The sequence below is a fragment of the Enterococcus sp. MMGLQ5-1 genome (genome assembly GCF_013155265.1).
In the GTDB taxonomy this organism is placed as follows: domain Bacteria; phylum Bacillota; class Bacilli; order Lactobacillales; family Streptococcaceae; genus MMGLQ5-1.
In genome coordinates this window covers 399,506-421,942 of sequence record NZ_JABJXU010000001.1, presented here as the reverse complement: position 1 = coordinate 421,942, position 22,437 = coordinate 399,506, and the positions used below count along the sequence as shown (strand labels likewise).

The 22,437-nt window shown below is 36.9% G+C and carries 17 protein-coding genes and 1 pseudogene; 3 read left to right on the top strand and 15 right to left on the bottom strand.

From position 1 onward, the window contains the following. Positions 1 to 94: 94 nt before the first annotated feature. Positions 95 to 457, bottom strand: coding sequence for a DUF3397 domain-containing protein (locus HOY35_RS01880; RefSeq protein ID WP_172210316.1), 363 nt, complete (start codon positions 455 to 457; stop codon positions 95 to 97). A gap of 163 nt (positions 458 to 620) precedes the next feature. Between HOY35_RS01880 and proB the strand changes: the two genes are divergently transcribed. Both proB and HOY35_RS01870 read left to right on the top strand, forming a co-directional pair. Beyond that, entirely contained in the window at positions 621 to 1,424 is an 804-nt protein-coding gene (gene proB, locus HOY35_RS01875; RefSeq protein ID WP_301538799.1) for a glutamate 5-kinase, read from the top strand. Positions 1,425 to 1,450: 26 nt separating this feature from the next. After that, on the top strand, positions 1,451 to 2,698 hold the full coding sequence (locus HOY35_RS01870) for a glutamate-5-semialdehyde dehydrogenase (protein ID WP_172210314.1): 1,248 nt from the start codon (positions 1,451 to 1,453) through the stop codon (positions 2,696 to 2,698). Positions 2,699 to 3,988: 1,290 nt separating this feature from the next. Here the strand turns inward: HOY35_RS01870 and HOY35_RS01865 are convergent. The 5 genes from HOY35_RS01865 to HOY35_RS01845 form a co-directional block, all read right to left on the bottom strand. Further along, positions 3,989 to 4,471, bottom strand: coding sequence for a PRC-barrel domain-containing protein (locus HOY35_RS01865; protein WP_172210313.1), 483 nt, complete (start codon positions 4,469 to 4,471; stop codon positions 3,989 to 3,991). Between the two features lie 328 nt (positions 4,472 to 4,799). Beyond that, on the bottom strand, positions 4,800 to 5,495 hold the full coding sequence (locus HOY35_RS01860) for a metallophosphoesterase family protein (RefSeq protein WP_172210312.1): 696 nt from the start codon (positions 5,493 to 5,495) through the stop codon (positions 4,800 to 4,802). A 33-nt stretch (positions 5,496 to 5,528) separates the two neighbouring features. Further along, positions 5,529 to 6,008 (bottom strand): ribonuclease H, encoded by a 480-nt coding sequence (locus tag HOY35_RS01855; protein WP_172210311.1) that lies wholly within the window; start codon positions 6,006 to 6,008, stop codon positions 5,529 to 5,531. Positions 6,009 to 6,266: 258 nt separating this feature from the next. Beyond that, positions 6,267 to 7,010: a trans-aconitate 2-methyltransferase gene (locus tag HOY35_RS01850; protein ID WP_172210310.1), complete on the bottom strand. Its 744-nt coding sequence runs from the start codon at positions 7,008 to 7,010 to the stop codon at positions 6,267 to 6,269. 180 nt (positions 7,011 to 7,190) lie between these two features. Beyond that, complete coding sequence (locus HOY35_RS01845) at positions 7,191 to 8,633, bottom strand: NCS2 family permease (protein ID WP_172210309.1); 1,443 nt, start codon at positions 8,631 to 8,633, stop codon at positions 7,191 to 7,193. A 269-nt stretch (positions 8,634 to 8,902) separates the two neighbouring features. Here HOY35_RS01845 and HOY35_RS01840 point away from each other — a divergent pair, with 269 nt between their 5' ends. Continuing rightward, on the top strand, positions 8,903 to 9,856 hold the full coding sequence (locus HOY35_RS01840; RefSeq protein ID WP_172210308.1) for an AEC family transporter: 954 nt from the start codon (positions 8,903 to 8,905) through the stop codon (positions 9,854 to 9,856). 48 nt (positions 9,857 to 9,904) lie between these two features. Here the strand turns inward: HOY35_RS01840 and HOY35_RS01835 are convergent, their stop codons facing one another. From HOY35_RS01835 to HOY35_RS01795, 9 genes and pseudogenes are all read right to left on the bottom strand, one after another. Next, positions 9,905 to 11,014 carry a 3D domain-containing protein gene (locus tag HOY35_RS01835; RefSeq protein ID WP_249641447.1) on the bottom strand — a complete coding sequence of 370 codons (1,110 nt, stop codon included), beginning with the start codon at positions 11,012 to 11,014 and terminating at the stop codon, positions 9,905 to 9,907. A 348-nt stretch (positions 11,015 to 11,362) separates the two neighbouring features. Continuing rightward, positions 11,363 to 12,217: pseudogene (locus HOY35_RS01830) on the bottom strand (YitT family protein); the annotation flags it as partial. A gap of 37 nt (positions 12,218 to 12,254) precedes the next feature. Continuing rightward, entirely contained in the window at positions 12,255 to 14,027 is a 1,773-nt protein-coding gene (gene aspS, locus HOY35_RS01825; RefSeq protein ID WP_172210305.1) for an aspartate--tRNA ligase, read from the bottom strand. A 21-nt stretch (positions 14,028 to 14,048) separates the two neighbouring features. Continuing rightward, complete coding sequence (hisS, locus tag HOY35_RS01820; protein ID WP_172210304.1) at positions 14,049 to 15,362, bottom strand: histidine--tRNA ligase; 1,314 nt, start codon at positions 15,360 to 15,362, stop codon at positions 14,049 to 14,051. A 284-nt stretch (positions 15,363 to 15,646) separates the two neighbouring features. Then, the gene (locus HOY35_RS01815; protein ID WP_172210303.1) at positions 15,647 to 17,755 is read right to left on the bottom strand and encodes a hypothetical protein; all 2,109 of its coding nucleotides are present in this window, start codon (positions 17,753 to 17,755) and stop codon (positions 15,647 to 15,649) included. Beyond that, positions 17,742 to 18,725: a glycosyltransferase gene (locus HOY35_RS01810; RefSeq protein WP_172210302.1), complete on the bottom strand. Its 984-nt coding sequence runs from the start codon at positions 18,723 to 18,725 to the stop codon at positions 17,742 to 17,744. Before HOY35_RS01810 ends, HOY35_RS01815 begins: the two co-directional genes overlap by 14 nt. A gap of 23 nt (positions 18,726 to 18,748) precedes the next feature. Continuing rightward, positions 18,749 to 19,732: a glycosyltransferase family 2 protein gene (locus tag HOY35_RS01805; RefSeq protein ID WP_172210301.1), complete on the bottom strand. Its 984-nt coding sequence runs from the start codon at positions 19,730 to 19,732 to the stop codon at positions 18,749 to 18,751. Positions 19,733 to 19,753: 21 nt separating this feature from the next. Next, positions 19,754 to 21,802, bottom strand: a complete 2,049-nt coding sequence (locus HOY35_RS01800; protein WP_172210300.1) for an InlB B-repeat-containing protein — start codon at positions 21,800 to 21,802, stop codon at positions 19,754 to 19,756. A gap of 20 nt (positions 21,803 to 21,822) precedes the next feature. Continuing rightward, complete coding sequence (locus HOY35_RS01795; RefSeq protein ID WP_172210299.1) at positions 21,823 to 22,275, bottom strand: hypothetical protein; 453 nt, start codon at positions 22,273 to 22,275, stop codon at positions 21,823 to 21,825. Positions 22,276 to 22,437: the final 162 nt, after the last annotated feature.

Sequence of the window (22,437 nt, the reverse complement as noted above, 5' to 3'; positions counted from 1 at the left end):
ACGATTCAATCTGTCTGCTACAGTCCTTTTACCATTATAGAGATAGAAGCAGATTTAGTCAAAATTTTTTATTATATTACGCTTAAAATAACTATTAAATACTGACAACAAGTACTAACCAACAAACAAAGTAAATAAAAATCGAAAATAAAAAGGTTAACCGCCAAAACATCTTAAAAAATTTACCATAATAAAATTCCTGATAGCGATAAATCTGAAAACCAATCACCGTCAAGGCAATAAAAAGGAGCGATAAGCAAAAATTAGGTAAAATTGAGTTGGTAAAAAGTCTGCTTGTCATCTCAAAAATGCCATAGATTAAAAAAAAGGTGCCTAAATCAGCAGCATTTATTGACAAGTATTTTTTAATTCCCGAAAATTTAATCAGAAATTGACTTGCAACCAAGACAATTATCGGGAAAATTAGCCAAAATAATATTGTTAATATCTTAATCATCACTAAAATCCTTTATTTATTTATTTTTATAACCATTTTTTTCACTTTAGCTACTATTTATCTTAACATGAAACCTTCAATAATATTATTATTTCATAAATTATGTTAGAATATTTTTAAATCTGTAAGCCAATTTTGGCAATTATGTTAGTAAGGAAAATGTTTGATGAGAAAAAACGTAACGAAAGCAAAACGAATTGTTGTAAAGGTAGGCACCTCAACTCTACTTTTGCCAAATGGTAAGCTCAACTTAAAATGCATTGATCGTCTGGCCTTTGTTTTAAGCGATCTCAATAATCGTGGCTATGAAATGATTCTTGTTTCAAGCGGTGCTATCGGGGTAGGACTAAATGAGCTTGGCTTAAATGAACGACCGAAAGAAATTCCAAAGCAACAAGCAATTGCCAGTGTTGGTCAGGTTCAATTGATGAATCTCTATGTTCATCAGTTCAAGCGTTACGCTCAAATCACAGCACAGCTCTTGCTAACACAGGATGTCACTAGCTTCCCTGAAAGCCGGCGAAATGTAATCAATGCCATTAACGCTTTAATTGAAATGAATATTATTCCAATCATTAATGAAAATGATTCTGTTGCTGTCGATGAGCTAGACCACGCAACACGCTTTGGTGATAATGACAAATTGTCAGCAATTGTTGCTCAGCTCGTTGAGGCAGACTTATTGATTATGCTGTCTGATATTGACGGGCTATATAATAAAAATCCAAATATCTATGAGGATGCTGAGATTATTTCTGAATTACATGAGATTACACCAGAAATTATGAAAGTAGCTGGCGGGGCTGGCTCAAAATTCGGCACTGGAGGCATGACCAGCAAGCTAAAGGCTGCCGAGCATCTATTTGCTGATGGTCAAAGCATGGTTTTAACAAGCGGTCAAAATCCAGACATCATCTTTGAAATTCTAGAAGGTAAAAAAATTGGTACCTTCTTCAGTCCAAAATAAATTACCTATCAAACGGAGGTCAGAACATGAATGAATTAACACAATTAGGTCAAAATGCAAAGCAAGTGATCAACCAAATCGCACGCCTCACTACACCTGAAAAAAATATGGCATTGCAAGCAATTGCTAATAAAATTATCGAAAAAAACGAGTTCATCATCGCTGAAAACCAAAAGGATATTGAAAATGCCAAGGCCAACGGGATTGACGAGGTAATGATTGATCGATTGGAGCTAAATGAAGCGCGACTTCAATTTTTAGCTGACTCATTGATCGGCGTTGCACAGCTAGAAGATCCAATTGGTGAGGTAATTACTGGCTTTATTACCGAGGACAGCCTTTCAATTGACCAAAAGCGGGTACCGCTTGGCATAATTGGCATGATTTATGAAAGCCGTCCAAATGTCACTGTCGATGCTGCTTCATTAGCGCTTAAAACGGGAAATGCGATTATTTTACGTGGTGGTAAAGAAGCCTTTAATTCCAATTTTGCGCTAGTTCAGGTGATGCAAGAGGCCCTGGAGGAGCGTAAAATACCAAAAGAAGCGATTCAGCTAGTTACAGATACAACAAGACAGTCTGCTTCTGATATGATGCGACTAAATCAATATTTAGATGTCTTAATCCCTCGTGGTGGTGCAGGTCTTATCAATGCTGTTAAAGAAAACTCGACCGTACCAATTATTGAGACAGGCACAGGAAATTGCCACCTATTTATTGATGAAAGCGCTAAGTTAGATGAAGCCGTCGAAATACTCGTCAACGCTAAAACGCAACGCCCTTCTGTTTGCAATGCTGTTGAAAGTATTGTTGTTCATTCAGCAATTGCCGAAAAATTCTTACCCTTAGCTGAAAAGGCGCTTGCACCATGGCAGGTCGAATTTCTTGCGGATGAACGGGCTGCACAGTTCTTAACAGCAGCAACCTTAGCAACTGATGAGGATTTTGCAGCCGAGTTTTTAGACTACAAGCTTTCAATTAAAACTGTCGATTATTTAGATGAAGCGATTACGCACATTAATCAAAACAGTACACATCATTCGGATGCCATTATCACTGAAAGCTATTCTAATTCTGAAAAATTCTTAAATGAAATTGATTCTGCGGCGGTTTACGTCAATGCTTCTACTCGCTTCACCGATGGCTTTATGTTTGGCTTTGGTGCAGAAATTGGTATCTCAACGCAAAAATTACATGCGCGCGGACCAATGGGCTTAAAGGCATTAACTACTACTAAATATGTTATTCGCGGTAATGGCCAAATCAGAAAGTAAACAATAGGAGTTGGGACAAAAGTCCTAACTCCTTTCGTATTATCCGTAATTTACGGGGGAAAATGCGCCAACGACTAAGCGGAAAATCCGCTAAGGCATGTTACCACTAGCTTTTCAGTAAGTCACTAAAGCGACAACTCCAATGCCATAGGAAAATAGACAAATTTCCGAATATTTTTTTAAAAGCTGAAACGGCTTGCTTTGAAAGTTGAGCACAAGACTGGAAAATAGTAAAGGCGTTCTTTGCCATGACGACTTACTCTCCGAGAATTTCAGAATGAAATTTGAGGCAGTTAGTCGGCAAGGTATGCAATTGAACTTACTTTTATAAGCGACCAAGGAGAGCTTTAAAAGTTTAGTTCAATTGTTGCCACGAATTATTTTTTCAGCTTATGCCGATACTTTCAAGCCGTTGAAGCTAGATTATCTAAAAAGCTGAAAGGACCGTTTAGCGTTGTAGAAATTTAGGAAAAAGGCGTAAACAAACTTCAGTTTGTGCGTACTTTTTCTCTAATTTCCTAAACGCTGGTCGTTGAAGCTAGATTGGCTAAAAAGCTGAAAGGACCGTTTAGCGTTGTAGAAATTTAGGAAAAAGGCGTAAACAAACTTCAGTTTGTGCGTACTTTTTCTCTAATTTCCTAAACGCTGGTCGTTGAAGCTAGATTGGCTAAAAAGCTGAAAGGACCGTTTAGCGTTGTAGAAATTTAGGAAAAAGGCGTAAACAAACTTCAGTTTGTGCGTACTTTTTCTCTAATTTCCTAAACGCTGGTCATTGAAGCTAGATTGGCTAAAAAGCTGAAAGGACCGTTTAGCATGAATGGGTTAAATCAACTAGAAAAGTAGCGATACAAGTACGTCTTGCACTTTTCTGAGAGATTTGATTTAACACCTTGTTGTTGTAGAAATTTAGGAAAAAGGCGTATGCGAGCTTATCTAAAATGCTGAAATGCCTTGCTCAGAAAGTTGAAACATAAGCTAACTCTGCGTTAATTTACTCAGGCAGACTTTGCCCGAGCGCAGAGTGTACTTATGTGAAACTTTCTAGGCATTGAAGCTAGATTTGCAAAGCGCAAGAGCGGAGTCGGTCAAGCTATTTTAGCTTTTAAAATAACTGCCTCCTTTTTCGAAAGTCACAAAAAAAGTCAGAGGGTAAGTGGCAATGGCAAAAGGCAGCACATAAGGTGCTGCCAAACATCTATTTTACGCTTTTAGTCAAAGCAAGCCAATTTGATATTACGCCTTAATTTACTATTTTTTAATGCCAAAGTTGAAAAATGCTTTAATAGCTGACTAACCATCCTCAGCAGTATCTAAGGTATACTCTTTGGGATGATTTGTAACAATAATATGCTGATCAGAAATTGCAAGAATCTGCTTACTTGTAAAGGTCTTATTGGTATCTAAAATCAATTTAGTCATTTCCCCTGATTCTACCGAAAATTCCAAATCTATTACACGCCCTATTTCATGCCCCTTATCAAGAATGACCGTTGAATCAAATGGCTCAACCATTTCTTCTAGATTAAGTGATTTTTTATGAATAAATTGTTCAATGTCACTCTTGTTTAGAATCATAATAAAATGATCACCAATTTCAGAAATAAGCTCATAATTAATTGCATTCGGAATGCTTTTTTGATTAATTCTATCAAATACTAAATAGGCAATTGTTTTAGTCGTCTTATCTATATAAACATTAGAAATTTTTGAAATAATCTCAGCTTCTTTAATACTTAAAACCGGTAATTCTTTCAATTCACTAATCAGCGTCATCTTCTCTCCAATCTCATGTAAAGTTAAATACAATTAGTTATTTATTACGACAAGGGTTACTACTATTATACCAAACCCACCTAATGCTCGTCAAATTATTTTATAATTTATCTTTAATTATTTTATCATTATAGGAGGTGGTGAATAAGCTGAAGTGTCAGTAATATTTTTGGGTAAATATTTGGTATTTCTTCTATTTTGTGCCAATATATTTACTGGTTGATTAGCGCAGCTTGTTTCCAGCTACGCAGACTTTTCTGCCACGCAATGCCTGAGAGCGATTGTCATAAAAAAAGACGGCGCATCTCTGCCCCGTCTAATCCTCATTCTAGCCTTTAAGCTTTGTATCAATAATCTTTGAGCCATCAATTAAAATGCCATGTAAAACACCGCCATAGACCGCTCCACCATCAATCCCAACCTTGTTATCTTTAAGCCACAATTCAAAGTTATTTTCATCGCCGTGTAAATAAGGTGTTGGCGTATGACCAAAAATAATTTGTTTACCAGTACCATTATAGACTTCATGGAAGCCTTCACGAATCCACATAAAATCATGTGGAACAGTTTGATGCCAGTCATCTAATGACAAATCAACACCAGCATGCACAAAAATATGATGCCTTGTCTCGTAATATAGTGGTAATTGATTGATAAAGGAAATTAACTCACCATACTGTTCTAAAATCCGGGTGGCAATTTCTGAAGGACTTAATTCATCGGTTACACCATAATACAGAAAACTTTCAATTGTTTCTTTACCACCATTTAAATAATAAGCTGGATAATGCTTATTTGGAAAATAAAGAAATTGAATTAATAACTGCTCATGATTCCCTTTCAGTGCAATAGCAGATTTATTTTCAACCCAATATTTAACAAACTGCAAAACCGCCTTACTATCCTCGCCACGATCCACATAATCACCTAAAAATATCATTTGTGCATCATCAGGTTTAAATTTTATGAGCTGCTCCAATAGTAAAATTTTACCGTGAATATCACTCACTACAAAATAACTCACAAGCCCTCACTCCATTTCTTGAGCTCCGTCATCTCATTTTAATTGATCCATTGTTTGGTTTAATAGTTCATCGACAAATTCATTGCCACTATCACCGGCATGCCCCTTTGTCCAACGATAATCAATATTCGGGAAATACTGTAAGGCACGATCCATCGCCTGCCACAATTCAAGATTTTTAACTGGCTTTTTATTAGAAGTCCGCCAGCCCTTCGCCTTCCAGCCTGCCAGCCATTCTTGAATACCCTTTAAAACGTATTGAGAATCACTAATCAAGATAATCCTTTCTTGATTTAAGCCTAAGCGATAAAGTTGCCTTAAGGCTTCTAGTACAGCTGTCAGCTCCATTTGATTATTGGTTGCACCCAAAAAGCCTTTTGAATCGCTGATTTTTTGGTTGTCCAACTCGATCAAATAAGCCCACGCAGCCTTGTCTGTAGCTTTAACCTGCCCACCTTTAACATTACCTGTATTTCTAGAACCACCATCTGTATATACTACTATTTCTGACATTTCAACTCCAGCTTCTCTTACTTATTAAATGCTTTCCGTTTATATTATAGCGAAAAAAATTGGAAAAAGAAAAATAATTATTATTGAAAGGCCTTCAATCACCGTAAATAAACTTATAATCAATTTATCAATTAATAAATTAACTTTATATTTTAAGAAAAACTAAAAACCACCATCATATCTGATAGTGGCAAGCATTTATGAAAAAGATTATTATTTGGGATAGACTAATCATAAAGCCAAAAGCTTAAGCGAGACTTAAATATGAGCAATTGCTCTTAATCTTTTATAGTCGGCAACCCAATTACTACCATCCCAGAGCATATTTTTGACCTGTTTTTCTAATTCAAGTAATATTTTTTCCTGTTCAGCTTTATTAAAATTAGCTAAATCAGACGCAAAAAATTGTTTTGCCCAATTCGATAACCCTTTTTCACCGTCCTTTAGAATCGTCGGGCGTTCATAAATAAACAATTCATCAATGGTGAATCCATTTTTTTCTAAAAGTGCTTCAAATTTTTCTGTCGTTGAAAAATTAAATTTTGAAATATAGTCATAGCCCATAGAATTAAGTACATTTTTAAAGCCAGTTTCAATAGTTCCAATATTACCGTGCCCACCAAACTCACAAATCAACTGCCCGGAGCCTCTAAGTGATGATTTAATATTCGCTAATAGCAGATTGTGGTCAAAAATCCAATGGAAAACCGCATTTGAAAAAACAATATCCCACTGACTTTCATAACTCATTTTTAAAGCATTTCCAACTTCAAATTCCAGTTCTGGATAAGTAATTTTTGCCTGCTCGATCATCTCTTTTGAACCGTCAACACCTAAAACATACTGACAGTAACTAGCTATTTCATTCGTTAATGTACCAGTGCCACAGCCTAAATCTAATATTTTCTGATTTTTATCATTAGGAATAAATTCTAATAAGCCTTTCCCATATTCCGAAACAAAATCGTGTTTACTATCATATAGCTTAGAATTCCATTTCATAGCATACCTCCATTGCATCTAATTTAATAAATTATATATCAGCAACAGCAAAAAAGCACTTTTAATTTAAAGCAACCGTTAAAGATTAGATGAATAATCTAATCTTTAGGCTACTTCAAGAATTAAACAAAAGTGCTTTTTAGTATCATATATAAGGTGATAAGCCTAGCTTAATCAATACTATAATACCGCTAAAATAATAAAGTTAATAATAAATAAAATATCTACTACCCATAGAATAATATGGACCTCTTTGATTTTACCAGTAACGATTTTAGTAATCGTATAGAAGATAAAGCCTGCAGCGATACCGTATGAGATTGAATAACATAAGCCCATAAAGATTGAAGTAAAGAAGGCTGGAATGGCGTCTTCTAATTTACTCCAATTAATATCAGCAAATGAAGAGAGCATCATAATACCAACAATAATTAGTGCAGGTGCAGTTGCTTGTGAAGGTACGATACCAATAATTGGTGAAAAGAATGTTGCTAATAAGAAGAAAATAGCAACAAAAACTGAAGTTAAGCCTGTACGCCCACCAGCAGCAATACCTGCGGCGCTTTCAACATAGGTTGTTGTATTACTCGTACCAAAGACTGCACCGATCGAAGTCGCAATTGCATCTGCGAACAAAGCCTTATCCATTTTTGATTTAAAGCCAGTTTTACCTTCTTTAAACGCTTTTTCATCTTCTGCTGAAAAAATACCTGTTTTCTTACCTGTACCAATAAATGTACCGATTGTATCAAAGGTATCTGACAAGCTAAAGGCTAGAATCGTCATTAAAGCAAGCGGCAACTTATGAATATCTGAAAAAAGACTACCCATTCCTTCGCTAGAAAATGCAGCGCCAAAGATTGAGCCTAAATCCTTAAATGAGGCACTTAAGGAGCTCTGCTCTAAATTAACACTAGACAGATCAACAACACCCATTGGAATACCAATAATAGTAGTGATAATAATACCGATAAAGAAGGCGCCCTTAACATTTTTAATTACCAAAATTGCTGTTAAAATCAACCCAATTAGTGCCAAGATAATTGGTGCATTATTAAAGTTAGCAAGCGCAGGTACAATTGAACCACCTACCTCAATGGTTGCCTTACCCTTATCTGCACCCTCACCTAAAACTGAATAAGTGCCCGGATCAGCGGTAAACTTCAAAAAGCCCGCCGATTTAATTCCAACGTAGGCAACGAAAATACCGATACCACCACCGATTGCATGCTGAACACTTAGTGGAATAGACTGAATAATGGCTTTACGAAGCTTAGTTACCGTAATAATAATATTAACAATCCCACAAATAAATACCATCGCTAGAGCCTCTTGCCAAGAATAGCCTAGAGAAAAAACAACTGTATAAGTAAAGAAAGCATTTAAACCCATTCCTGGTGCTTGGGCATAAGGCACATTGGCAAATAAGCCCATGATTAAAGTACCAGTAACCGAAGCAATAATTGTTGCTAAAAAGACGCCTTGAAATGGCATACCTGTCTGTGAAAGAATCGTTGGATTAACGAATAAAATATAGCTCATTGCAAAAAAGGTTGTTAATCCTGCAAATAATTCCCGTGAAACAGTTGTCCCATTTTTCTTCAATTTAAAAAAGTTTTCCACCTAATAATCTCCTTTATGTTTTATTGATAAATTAAAAATATAAAAAAATTATAATCTATCCCTATAAAATTTTATCTAAATCCCAAAAATAATGCACGTTAATCCGACAGAACCTTAGTTTTTTTATTCAAAAGTTCGGATTTTGATAATTGAGTTTATAATAGGTCAGCGCTATCAACCGTCTTATAGTCACTAGAAAAATATAATAAAAAAGTTTAAACTAAATAGCATACGATTCATTTTAAGTAAAATAACTAGGAGGCAGACTATTGGTCTTAGCATATTTAAATATTTTTGCAATTTTTGCCCTGATGTTCGTGGGCTATTTTCTAAGCTATAAAAAATGGTTTACCAACCATACCGCTGATGTTTTTTCAAAAATGGTACTTAATATTTCATTGCCATTTGGGATGTTTATCACGATTACTGAAAAATTTTCCAAAGCAGAATTTATCCATTTAATCGGTAGTATCATCGTACCAGTTCTCTCAATGATTATTGCCTACTGGATTTCAAAATTAGTTGGTCAGCTAATTGGTCTAAAGCAAGGACAGCTTGGAACCTTCTCAACTATGTTTACCTGCTCCAACACGATTTTTATTGGTCTACCAATTAATATTGCTATATTTGGTGAAAAATCGATTCCCTACGCACTTATTTATTACATTGCCAATACAACCTTTTTCTGGACCTGGGGTGTCTATAAAATTGCGACTGACTCAAATGCTATTGGTGGTGATGATTCCAAAATTCATTACGATTTTAAAAGCGGTCTAAAAAAAATCTTGAATCCAGCAATACTCGGCTTCTCATTTGGTATTATTTGGTTACTAACTGGTATCAAGGTTCCTATTTCATTTACCAACTTTGCTAATTATCTTGGCAACCTAACGACACCGTTATCAATGTTCATCATTGGGATTACCGTTTACTATCTAGGTGTCAGAACACTTAAATTGAATAAAGCAATCGTAGCTGTTTTAGTGGGACGATTTATTATTTCACCACTCATTATTATTTTATTAACAAGAATCATTCCGATACCTAGCATGATGGCCAAGGTCTTCTTTATCCAATCCTCAATGCCGATTCAAAATTCAGTTCCAATCTTAGCAAGAATGTATGATGCTGACGTAGAATTTGCTACCTCTACCTTAGGCTATACCGTCCTTAGCTATCTGGCAGTTGTCCCAATTCTATTAGCCATTTTACCGTATATCTAGTGCTATAAAAAAAACTTTTAAAAGACTTAAAGTCTTTTAAAAGTTTTTTTAACTTAAAATTGTAACAGTCACTGATTTTCTGCCCCAGCTAGTACATTGTGCTTCTGTTGGAAAATGAACATCAATAATATTACCTTTAATCGCACCACCTGTATCACCCGCAATAGCGTAGCCATAGCCAGAGACCTGAACTAGAGAGCCTAGAGGAATAACTGATGGATCAACAGCAATCACGTTTGGATTGTCTTTAAGATTGATACCAGTCGCTGTAATATAGCCCATACCTGGTTGCGCATAAGAATAGGCTGTTGATGACATTTGTAATGCCGCGCCAGAGGAATTTGAGCCACCTGAACCGTTATCAGTATTTGTCTGCTCTTCATTATTAGCTGCATGATTAGCAGATGAACTGCTTGCTGGTTCACTAGACTGACTAGCTGTGCCTCCAGCCACTGAGCTACTGCTTTCAGATGACTGACTTGCCTGAGCAGCTAATGCTACTTGTTTGGCTTGGTCGGCAGCTAGCTTCTCCTCAGCGGCCTTTGATGAAGCCAGTGAGCTAATCAAAGCATCATTTTCTGATACCTTTGCCGTTAAATTTTCAACCTGCTGATTTAAATTAACCGCCTGCGTTTCATACTCGGCTTGTGATTTTAGCAAGGTCGCTTGAAGTGCATCTTGCTGCGCAATTAATGTTTTTAATTTTGCCTCAGATTGATTTAATTCCTCCACTTTGTCATTTTGGGCTTCCCTCAATGTTGACAATGCTACTGTACGACGAATAAAATCCGAAAGATTAGCAGAATTTAACAATGAGCTAAAAGAATTTCCAGCAGTCTGAGAGACCTGTAGCTCCCTTAGCTGTTCATTCATTAATGCCTTCCGATTTTTAATATCATTTTGAGTTTGCTCAATTGCCTGCTTATTTTTCTCCTGTTGAGCTGTTGCTGTTTCAAGCTCAGCTTTAATGGATTCAACCTGCTGATAAGTATTGTTTACTTCATCAAAGACAGCATTTAAATTATTTGATAATTCAGCATTTTCACTTTGAACTTCTTGCGTTTTTTGATTTATATCTTCCACTGATTCAGCAAAAGCTGAAGCTGGAGAAACCAATAAAGAGGCTAATACAATCATCAGTCCACTTTTAAATTTCAATAGAACCCTCCCAAATTTTATCGATAAATACATCATTCATTATATTTGCGTGTTCACCTTCAACAGTTTATCAAAAAAAGCAAAGCATTATATTAAAATTACTTAACAATTACTTTAAATCGAAAAAAATTAATCATAAATTTCAAGGATTGAAGTAAAAATTGCCCCAAAATAGCCGATATTTATCTGTTGTTATAAGCTAAAAAGAACAGATTCAAAACAAAATGATGACAATTTCATGACAAACATTACAATTACAATAAAAAAAAGACAAATGTGAAATAACTTTATGAATTATCGTAGCTCATAAATTATTTTTCACATTCATCTTTCAGCGAAACGAGTTGACTAGCTCAACTCACCTGGCTCTTTATAAAAATTACCTAAAATTTTGACATTTTCTGAGATTGAGACAAATGCCGAGGGGTCTACCGTTTCCATGATGTGCTTAAATTCTGCATATTCAAAACGGGTAATAATTGTAAAAAGAATCGTCTTTTTCTCATGACTATATCCACCTTCTGCCTCGTTGATAATTGTCACGCCTCGATGAAGGACATATTGAACCTCTCTTATCACCAATTCAGGATTTTTGGTAACAATCATCACCTGCATTTTCTTTTGCTTGGTAAAAATAGCATCTGTCACCCGACTGCTCATAAAAATAGTTAGCATTGAATAAAACATATACTGCCAGCCAAAGAGCAAGCCGGCAATTATCATAATACAGCCATTAAAAATTAGTGAAATCGATCCAACAGAATGACCTGTTTGCTTTCTAACAGAAATTGAGATGATATCTGTCCCACCGCTTGAAATATTATTACGCAGGGCATAGCCGATACCTGCACCATTAACTACCCCACCAAAAATTGCATTCATGATTGGATCACTTGTCAAGGTTACTTCTGGCATAAAGTGAATAAATAATGAGCTCAGGGTGACCGTCAAAATAGTATAAACCGTAAATCTTTTTCCAATATATCGCCACGCAATTATAAATAATGGAAGATTTAAGAGATACAAGGTTGCAGATACAGGAATGGTAAAACCAAACCAGCGTCCGCTAAGCGTAGTAAAAATTTGAGCTAACCCTGTAATCCCACTTGAATAAACGTGCCCTGGCTGAAAAAATAGATTCAAGGCAACGCTAGACATAAAGGCATAGATTAAGGCTGCCGTAAATTTTTGTGAAAATTTTTGAAATGAGAACGACTTAGAAAAAAAGTCTATTACCTTATTAATCATTACCTTCCTCTTTTGGCTTAATCTTAAGTGACAATTCAAAAAGCTGTTGATTGCTAACTAAGCTCGGAGCTTCAGTCATTGGATCTGCTGCTTTCCCATTTTTTGGAAAGGCAATCACTTCACGAATATTGTCCTTGCCTGCAAGCAGCATTACAAAGCGATCTAGCCCTAGAGCAATTCCCCCATGTGGTGGAAAGCCATAATCCATTGCTTCCAATAAAAAACCAAATTGTTCATCAGCAGCCTCTGGCGTAAAACCAAGCGCTTCAAACATTTTTTCCTGTAAATCACGGTGATTAATCCTAAGGCTACCACCGCCCAGCTCATAACCATTTAGCACAATATCATAAGCGACCGCACGGACATCAGCAGGTGCGCTTAATAATAAATCTTGCGTTTCAGCGGTTGGTAAAGTGAACGGATGGTGCGCAGACATATAGCGACCTTCTTCTTCAGAATATTCAAAGAGTGGCCAGTCCACGACCCAGAGGAAGTTAAATTTCGACTCATCAATCAAACCAAGCGCCTTAGCAAGTCGCATTCTTAAAGCGCCCAATGTTGCTGCCACAACCTCCTTTTGATCAGCTGCAAAAAGAATTAAATCACCACTCTCAGCCGCTAAAGCAGTAGCTAAATCGCCTTCGATTTCTGTTATAAATTTAGCAATTGGACCTGTAAAGCCTTCAGCAGTCACCTTGAGCCATGCTAAGCCCTTCGCACCAAATTGTTCGACATACTTCGTTAGCTCATCCAATTTTTTACGTGAATAGGCATTGGCAGCACCTTTAACATTAATCGCCTTAACCTGACCGCCTGACGCTAAAGCGCCCTCAAAAACCTTAAAAGGTACCTTCGCTACTAATTCAGATAAATCAATTAGCTCCATAGCAAAACGGGTATCCGGCTTATCTGAGCCAAAACGTGACATCGCTTCATCATAGCTGATACGAGGAAACGGTAAAGCTACCTCAATCCCTTTCGCTTCCTTCATCACTTTGGCAATCATACCTTCGGTAATTTCTTGAATTTCATGCTCATCTAAAAATGAGGTTTCTAAGTCAACCTGCGTAAACTCTGGCTGACGATCGCCACGTAAATCCTCATCACGAAAGCATTTAACAATTTGATAATAGCGATCAAAGCCAGCATTCATCAATAATTGCTTGGTAATTTGAGGTGACTGGGGCAAGGCATAAAAATGACCTTGAGAAACCCGACTTGGCACTAAGTAATCACGAGCACCCTCTGGTGTTGATTTTGCCAAATAGGGCGTTTCAACATCAATAAACTCTAAATCATCTAAATAATGACGGATACTTTTAGTCACTTGGTGGCGTAGCTTAAAATTATTAAGCATTGATGACCGACGTAAATCTAAATAGCGGTATTTTAGACGTGTATCGTCACTCGCATTCAGTTCATCTGAAATTTCAAAGGGTGGTGTTTTAGCGCTATTTAAAAGCACAAGCGCTGTAACCTCTATTTCAATTTGACCAGTTACCATTTTTGAATTAGCAACTTCCCTTTCAACGACCTGACCTTTTACCTCAATGACGTATTCACTACGTAAGGATTCAGCAAGTGAGACCACCTCTTTAGCAGCCTTTTCTGGATTAATCACTAGCTGAACAATACCTTCTCTATCTCTTAAATCAATAAAAATTAGACCACCAAGATTACGACGCTTGGCCACCCAACCTTTTAAAACAACTGTTTCACCTAAAAGCGCTTCAGTAACCCGACCCGCGTAATTTGAACGTTTCATAATTTAGACATCCTTTATCTGTTAATTATTAATTATTAATTCATCATATATTTTAGCAAAATTAGCATAAAGCTGACTTAATTCAAACTCTTTTTCTGCTCGTGTTGCTGCATTTTTAATTTTTACTTTTTGCGCCTCAAGCTCGTTTTCACCAATTGTAATGATTAGCTCGCTGTTAAGCTTATCGGCGGTTTTAAATTGTGCCTTTGCCTTACGATTAAGCATATCACGTTCTGCTGAAAAGCCTTGGCTACGAATGGCTTGTACGACCTTTAACGCTTCCAGATTTGCCGGTTCACCAAGCACAACAACATAGGCATTAATCGGCTGATTAGCTGGCAATTCAACGCCTTCTGCTTTGAGTGTCAAAAGTACTCTCTCAATGCCAAGGGCAAAGCCAAAGCCAGCTGTTTGTGGACCATCAAAATATTCAACTAGCCCATCATAGCGACCACCCGCACAAATGGTGGTTTGGGCATTGGCAGTTGCATCGCTCATAATTTCAAAAATCGTATGATTATAGTAATCTAGACCCCGTACCATATTACTGTCAATTTGATATTCAATACCAAGTGCTTCAAGCATTGCCTTGACCGTTTCAAAATGACTACGACTGTCCTCATTAAGATAATCCAAAATTGATGGCGCATTGGCAACTACCAGCTTGTCCTGACGATCCTTGCTGTCAAGTACACGAAGCGGATTTTCATGTAAGCGACGCTTAGAATCCTCAGAAAGCTGATCCTGCAAAGGCTCTAAATAGTCTATTAACGCTTGACGATATGCCAAACGACTTGACTTATCGCCAAGTGAATTAATCACCAGACGGATATTCGTCAAGCCAAGCTGCTCAAAGAAAGCCATTGCCATTGCCATTGTCTCAGCATCAGTGGCAGGATTTTTTGAGCCAAAGCATTCGGCACCAATTTGATGAAACTGTCTCAGCCGTCCTGCTTGTGGTCTTTCGTAACGAAACATTGGTCCTTGATAAAAAAGCTTGATTGGATTTAAATGCTCTGGCGCAAAAAGCTTATGCTCGACATAAGCACGGACAACGGGTGCTGTGCCTTCAGGTCTTAACGTGATATGACGATTACCCTTGTCATAAAAATCATACATTTCCTTAGTCACAATGTCTGTCGTGTCGCCGACTGAACGCGAAATTACCTCGTAATTTTCGAAAATTGGTGTTCTAATTTCTTGATATTGATAATCATTAAAAACTAAGCGTGCTGTTTCCTCAATAAATTGCCAGTCGCTCGACTTAAATTGATCCTTTTCATTGGTCTGAATTGGTAAAATATCATTCGTGCCCTTTGGTCTCTGTAGCTTCATATAGACTCCTTTATTATTATCTTTAATCATGAACAAAAAAGCATAGACCATCCCTAAGCCATAACTTAAGGACGCCTATGCGCGGTGCCACCTTAATTGAAGATACCAAGGTATCCTCCACTTTTATGATTAACGCTCATCTCACGAAATAGCATCACTAAAAATCATTGATTGCTCACACTATCCAATCTCGCTTAAAATGATTACTCACGATTGATATTATATCGTAATTGGCTGTGAAATGCTAGAAAATTTATCTGTAAGGCTTGGGGTTATCAAGCAATCTATGATAAAAAACGGATAATTGATTGATCAATTAATACGACAAATGATAACATTAAGAGAATTGTTGATATCGTTGTCACAACCGTTTTTTCAATTGACTCATCATTAAACCAAAGTGCTGACTGCTGTATAAATATTTGATAAATTAATCCAAATGAAATAAAAGCAATTGGCAGATAAGGATATAAATATCTCGCATTATAGCCAGTGAGATAACCCGTTGCAAAAGAAGATGCGTAAATTTGAAAGATTAAAATAATCACTGAGCCTAAAAATGATGCTGCGTAAATTGCCATTAAGCAACACTCATTGAAAGCAACCCTGATTCTCTTTTTTAACATTAAAAGCATACTTGCAAAGGCTAGTAATACTAAAATTGAATAAAAAACATTTGGGAAAATAGAACTTTCACTCAAATATCCCTTGGCATAAAGTAAATATCTATCCCCTGACGCTTCACCAATTAAAAGTTTTGCGACTGAGCTAACAAAAAAAACAATCGTATGAAAAGGTTCATTTACTACATCCGCAATAATCGGAATAAACTTTCGATAGCCTAGCGGATTAGTTTGAGCAATCGTGGGGAAAAAAGTTTGGTATCTCGCATAAATACTACCGTAAAAAAGTAAAGCTGGACCTAACCAAATTGAATTAACCCAAAAAATCCAAGATTTTAAAAAAGACAGCTCTCTTTTTTGGAATAGGCTAACTATCATCAATAAAATAGCAACTGAAACAACCATTAAGCCAGCCGTCAGTTTTGTTAAAACAGCCAGTGAGATACTCATAAAGAGCAATAAAAAGGTCGAAAAAGAATATTTTTCCTCAATCACTCTAAAAGCAGCTAAAGCAAAAATTGCCGTTGACAAAAATGCTAGAGTATCATTGTTAATACCACTAAACGCTGCCTGCATTAAGGTCGGAGAGACAAAACCTGTCGCAATAAAAAAATGTAATGGTAGAATTGGCTTAAGTCGTGTGATTGCAAGATAGATATAAATTAGAAAGCCTGAAAAGACAAATAGCATCGAAAATAAATACATTTTTTGATAATCAAATTGTGTTCGATTTTCTGAAAGCTTTTGAGCACCAATCATTTTCATAATTTGATAGTAAAGTGGTGGATGTCCTAAATAATTAACAACTCCTTTATCACGTTCTTTTTGAGTAATTACAATCTCTTTTTCATCATGATTAAAGATAAAACCAAATTCATTAACTGTCTTCATTTTTGAATAATCAGGCAATAATGGATTAGAATTGTTTTGAACCAAGTAATCGACATAGCCAAGATGAGCCGGCTCATCATAATAATAGGTATAATTTTGATTCAGTACATTAAATTTTAAAATACCAATCAAGATTGCTGCCCCGTATATCAAGACGGCTAAAAACTGTCGATTTTTTACCCGCGCAATGATTAAACTTGAACTAGCCACAAACAGCATTAGAGTTGCTAATGATAGAATAATCACTGAATAGCCCAGTAAAATCTGACTCGTTAAAGCCAAGGTCATCACTAAATAGACTAATAAAACATAGAGCAATAATAATCCCTTTTTACCTTTGGCAAAGCCGATTAAGGAAAATAAATAACTAAAATAAAGCATGAAAATGAAAATAAGTTGCATTTTGATTAAATATGACTGCTTTTGTACTAAGTGACTAATCATTTTCAGCTGTTTTTCAGAAATATGGTAAATAAACTGCTGATTCAGCTGAGACTTGTACTTAATTCGAAGTGATTTTTGAGCGTGAAAAACTGGATTTCGATCACTATTTTTATTTTCGATAAGGTAGCCAATTTGAACACGATCATCAACCAACTTTTTGGTGGTCATCAAGTCAACCGAGTTAGCCGTTAAATGTGTCAAATCAAAAGGCATCACCATAAAATATATTTGCTTTGAAACTTTAAGAGCAGGATAGGTAAACTGCGCTTTTTTATTTTGAGCATCTGATGTGGTTACCATGAGCGTTGCTGACTCTGTGAAATCACCTGTAATTGCAATGTTAATTGGTGTCTGCTTTTTAATTAGCACAACAACCAAAGCTAAAAGCAAAATAACTGTAGCTAGTAGCACCTTTATTTGTTTAGTTATTTTCAAGCTTCTTCTCCGCAATTTCTATAATTTTATTTGCTAGTGCTTGCGCATTACCACGTTCAACATAATGTAGAAATGTTGTTTCATTCGGAAATAATTCCCTATTTCCTGTAGAATCCCCTAAAATAATCGGTAATTGCATCAGTTGATAAATAAAAACTTTTCCGGGAATCACACGATTTGCTTTGTCAAAGCTACCATTAAAATGACCACCAAGTGCTAAATCACTATGATTCAGTAAGATTGCCAGCTCAGCTTGAGGTAGATATGTTATAAAATTAACATTCGGATAGTTTGCAGGACTAATCTTCATCTTTTTTAAAACAGGTCCAACAATCGTGAACTGATATTTATTCTGTGACCGTAACAAATTCGCTGCCTCCAAAATAATCTCAACACCCTGCATCGGCAGAATACTACCAAAATAAACAACCTCACACAGACCGTTACGTGTTTTTCTATTGGCACTCTTTGGCACATAGATACTCTGATCTCCTTCCAAATAAAGAATTTCAAATTTGTTAAGTGGTATTTGGAAAGTTTTAGAAAAATAAAGTGCATCTGCTTGAGTATCAACAATAATCCACTGAGCCTGTCTGAGCGTATAGCCATCTAACCAAAAAAACCATTTAGCTAAAAAAGACTTATTTTTTATGATTTGACGTTCAATCACTAGGGTTTCATATAGTGAAATAAAAAAGTCAACAATCAAGACCTTCTTTTTAATGAAAGGAAAGAATGGTGTTAATAATTGTGGAGAAAAGCCTATAAAAACCGTCTGAAATCGCCCAAAGCATAATTTTATTAGAACTTTAAAATAGATTTTCAAGAGCTTGAGCAGATAAAAGTCGCTAGCTTCCGAGATGATAATAGTACCTTTGGCAAACTTCTGAATCAGTTTAATTTCTTGAACATTTCTGATATAATCCTTATTTTTTGTCGTCACAAATAGAATTGACTGATGCTTAAGCATTTGTTTTAACAGATAAAAACACCTCAACTTTTCCTTTTAAAAGATTTGCTGTCCTCCCGCTGCACCTCTATATCATAATCCAGCTGTCGAAGCCTCAATTGAACCTCTTCTAAAATTTTACGATTCGCTTTTAATAAATCTGACAATAATCCGATTATAAATGTCATAAAGCTCAAAATGAATAAAATACTCATTAGAATTAAAACTTGAAGATGCCCTGCTCCATCACCACTAAAATAATAATAAAGAAAGTAACAGCCGATTACCAAACCAAAACCACCAAGTAATAAACTAATCATTAAAAAAACAAATAATGGTCGATAGAGCAGGACTGTTCTAAAAATCACCACACAAGATTTCCTAAGATAAAAGCAGGTACTTTTAGCCAGTCTTGAAGGTCTTAAGGTTTCATTGACTGAAATTGGCACTTCAACAATCATTAATTTATGTTGACTAGCTTGAATCAATGTTTCAACAGTATAGGTAAAGTCGTTAATCACATTGAGATGTAGTGCGGCTAAACGATTATATGCCCGAAAGCCACTCGTCACATCAGATAGCTTCAAACGAGCGAGTTTCGAGACACCAAAGCTACCAGCTTGCTGCAATCTTTTCTTATTAGCTGTAAAATAAGGATTAAACTGAATCGGTCGTCTCCCGATGACGATATCTGCTTGGTTTAAAAGTAAAGGCTGGATTATTTTTTCAATATCAGCCCCTTGATATTGATTATCCGCATCTGTCTGCACAATAATGTCTGCACCTAGGCGCAAGGCAAAATCTATCCCGTCTATAAAGCTTTTAGCGAGTCCTTGATTATTGAGATGTGACATAATATATTTGACACCGCAGGCCTTGGCAATGGCCACTGTCTCATCTGCTGAGCCATCATCAATCAATAAAATATCAATCGTTGCAATCCCAACTATTTTTTTAGGTAATTGCCTTAGAGTCTCTCTGATTGAACTTGCTTCATTATAAGCAGGAATTTGAATGACTAGCTTCATGATTTACCTCATTTACAATTTTTAATCTACAGCAGTCGCTGTCGTAAGCCAGAGCGCTGGCCGAATCGGTGCCAAATGGCTACCGTAGCCACCAGTAGTTGTTGTAACCACACCAGCATTGACGATAGCTCTTGCAAAACTCCAACTTCCTCCTGATGGCGACCTTAAAAAATACTCCGTATCGTTTCTCGTTTGGTCATCCTTTTTCGTTGTCGTCTGCTCAAATTTTAATAGATCATTGGTTTTGTCTTGCAAAGTCATCGCAGCATTAATATCACCGACACTAAGTGCAAAGGCTTTTTGACTAGCGCCAGCATCGCCAATGGTCGTCTTAAATCGTATGTCTTGGTCAAATGAGCTGGGTGCATCGCTATTATAAGCTGACGCATTTGTTGGCATATTGAGATTAACCGCTAAAACAACAGCTTTATCGTCGGCTAGAAGCTTATTAGCATAGTAATAGTCAATTAATTGATTTAAAGTTCCACCATCATAACCATTTCCTCCATTGCCATCATGAAAATAATATTCGCTGCCCTTCAACTTTGTCCAGCAAACTTCAGCCGCATCAATTTCTGGATCAGCAGTCGTTTCTCCAACAAGCAAGGCATTGACCTTGAGCACTAGCCGTTGATTGTCAACTGCTTGAAGCGTCCGCCAAATCGCATTCGACCAGATAAACTCTTGTGCTGTAGGCGTTGCCTCGCTAGGCTGTGAGGTCGCTTTTAATTTTTTGTAATAAACCGCATAGAGTGTTATATCATTGGTCACAGTCAAGCTATGGTCAGCTTTGACATTGTAGCCCAGATAGGCTTGATCTGGAGCATTAAGCAACTCACGAATATCTCCATCTTCATAGTCCTCAGACACGTAAAGAGATTCGGATTTACTGGCAGATGCTTGCGTTGCCCAGCCCAAGAAATAATGGTCAGCCTCTGAAAATTCGTCAATATCTGTTGCTTGTTCAGGAATCTCATAGCTTGACCCCTTGTTAACTTTCTCTGTCTTAAGCGTAGTAGTCCCTGTATAATCCTTCAGCGTAACCATCAGCTCATCCACTACCCATTTGCCGTAAAATGTTTTGTGACCAGTTTCTGATTTGGCAATAGCTGTAACTGGCTCACCTTCATAGGACGAAGAGGTGTACCAGCCTAGAAAGGTTTGATCCTGCATTGTTGGCTGAGGTAAATAAGTTGTCTTAACGCCAGCGATATAACCATCAGGGTCAAGATTATCTACAAGTTCTCCACCAATATAGTAGGTAATCGTGTAGCTATTGACTACACCAGAGTCGCCCTTGGCACCATCTTTACCATCAACACCGTCTTTGCCATCAACACCGTCTTTACCATCAACACCATCTTTACCATCTTGACCGTCTTTGCCGTCATTGCCGTCATTCGTTGGCTGACCAGCAAAATCTCCCTCAGCTGCCAACTGAAAAACGTAAGTTGCGCCAGAGAGCTTGACAGCAAGATTTCTTACCTCATCACGATGGTGATAATCGGCTACCTCAGCTTTAACAATTGCTACACCGCTTATACCAGTCACTAAAAGTCCAATTGCAATGAATTTTTTAGTCGTTTTATTATGCTTAACTCCAAAATAGATGACACCTAGAAGTAGAACAAAGCCTACTATCAATAGAAACATTTTATTGGTCTCACCAGTCTTCGGAAGCTTATTTGTTATGACATCGCTCTTAGTAGTTACGGGTACGAGCACAGCTGCGACCGTCCCGTCTGCTTGTCTGCTCACTTGGTAGGTTTTACTCTCATTAGCCTTCAAAGTGCCGATATTGAATGTCAGTTTCTGATTATTGTTATCTTGAAAGATTAATGGCAACTCTGCTTCAAAGCTGACGTTTTTCCCTGTTTTATCACTAATATTTTTGATGGTCAAATCAACAATTTCTTGCCCTGACTTGCTTGCCGTGTTTTCGGCAACAGTCAATTCAAAATGATCAATACCGCCTGTGTCCGCTGCATATGCTAAGCTTGGTAAACTCAAGGTAAAAATGATCCCGAGCACTAAGAATAGCCCACCTAATTTTTTGAAATATCCGAACATATTTATTCCCCTTTCTCTTTTCAAAAAGATACAACATAAATAGCCTGATGGCCTGCCATCAGGTTATGAGTCATCATAAAAAAGGCAATAAAATTGCCCGCTATTATGTGCTGTAACTCTTGTTCTGTCTCTATGCGTTGAAGCGTTAAGAGGCAGAACAAACGCATCCCCATCTCTAAGGCGATAAATCGCCAAGAACTGCGGACTGTGCTGTGCTGTGCGGTGCTGTGCGGTGCTGTGCGGTGCTGTGCTGTGCGGTGCTGTGCTGTGCTGTGCGGTGCTGTGCTGTGCGGTGCGGTGCGGTGCGGTGCGGTGCTGTGCTGTGCGGTGCTTAAAGAATTGATAAACTTCGTTTGAGTGCTGACGCACCTGCTCACTGCGCTCGCACAATTCTTTAAGACAGAAATTATCGCTACGCTAAAAAGCGAGCTTTTCGATGCCGCTCCTAAATAGTATCGCTGGATTGTGTGCATACTATCACTCCTTGTCAAATTTTAATCGAGAATTATAGCCCATTTTATTAGAACTATCCAGATATTCGCTTTATATTCTAATTAAATTTTAATACAAAAACAGCTTTATAACAACGAAAATATTTATTTTTTTAAAACAAGTAAATTTAAGCTCATTTTATC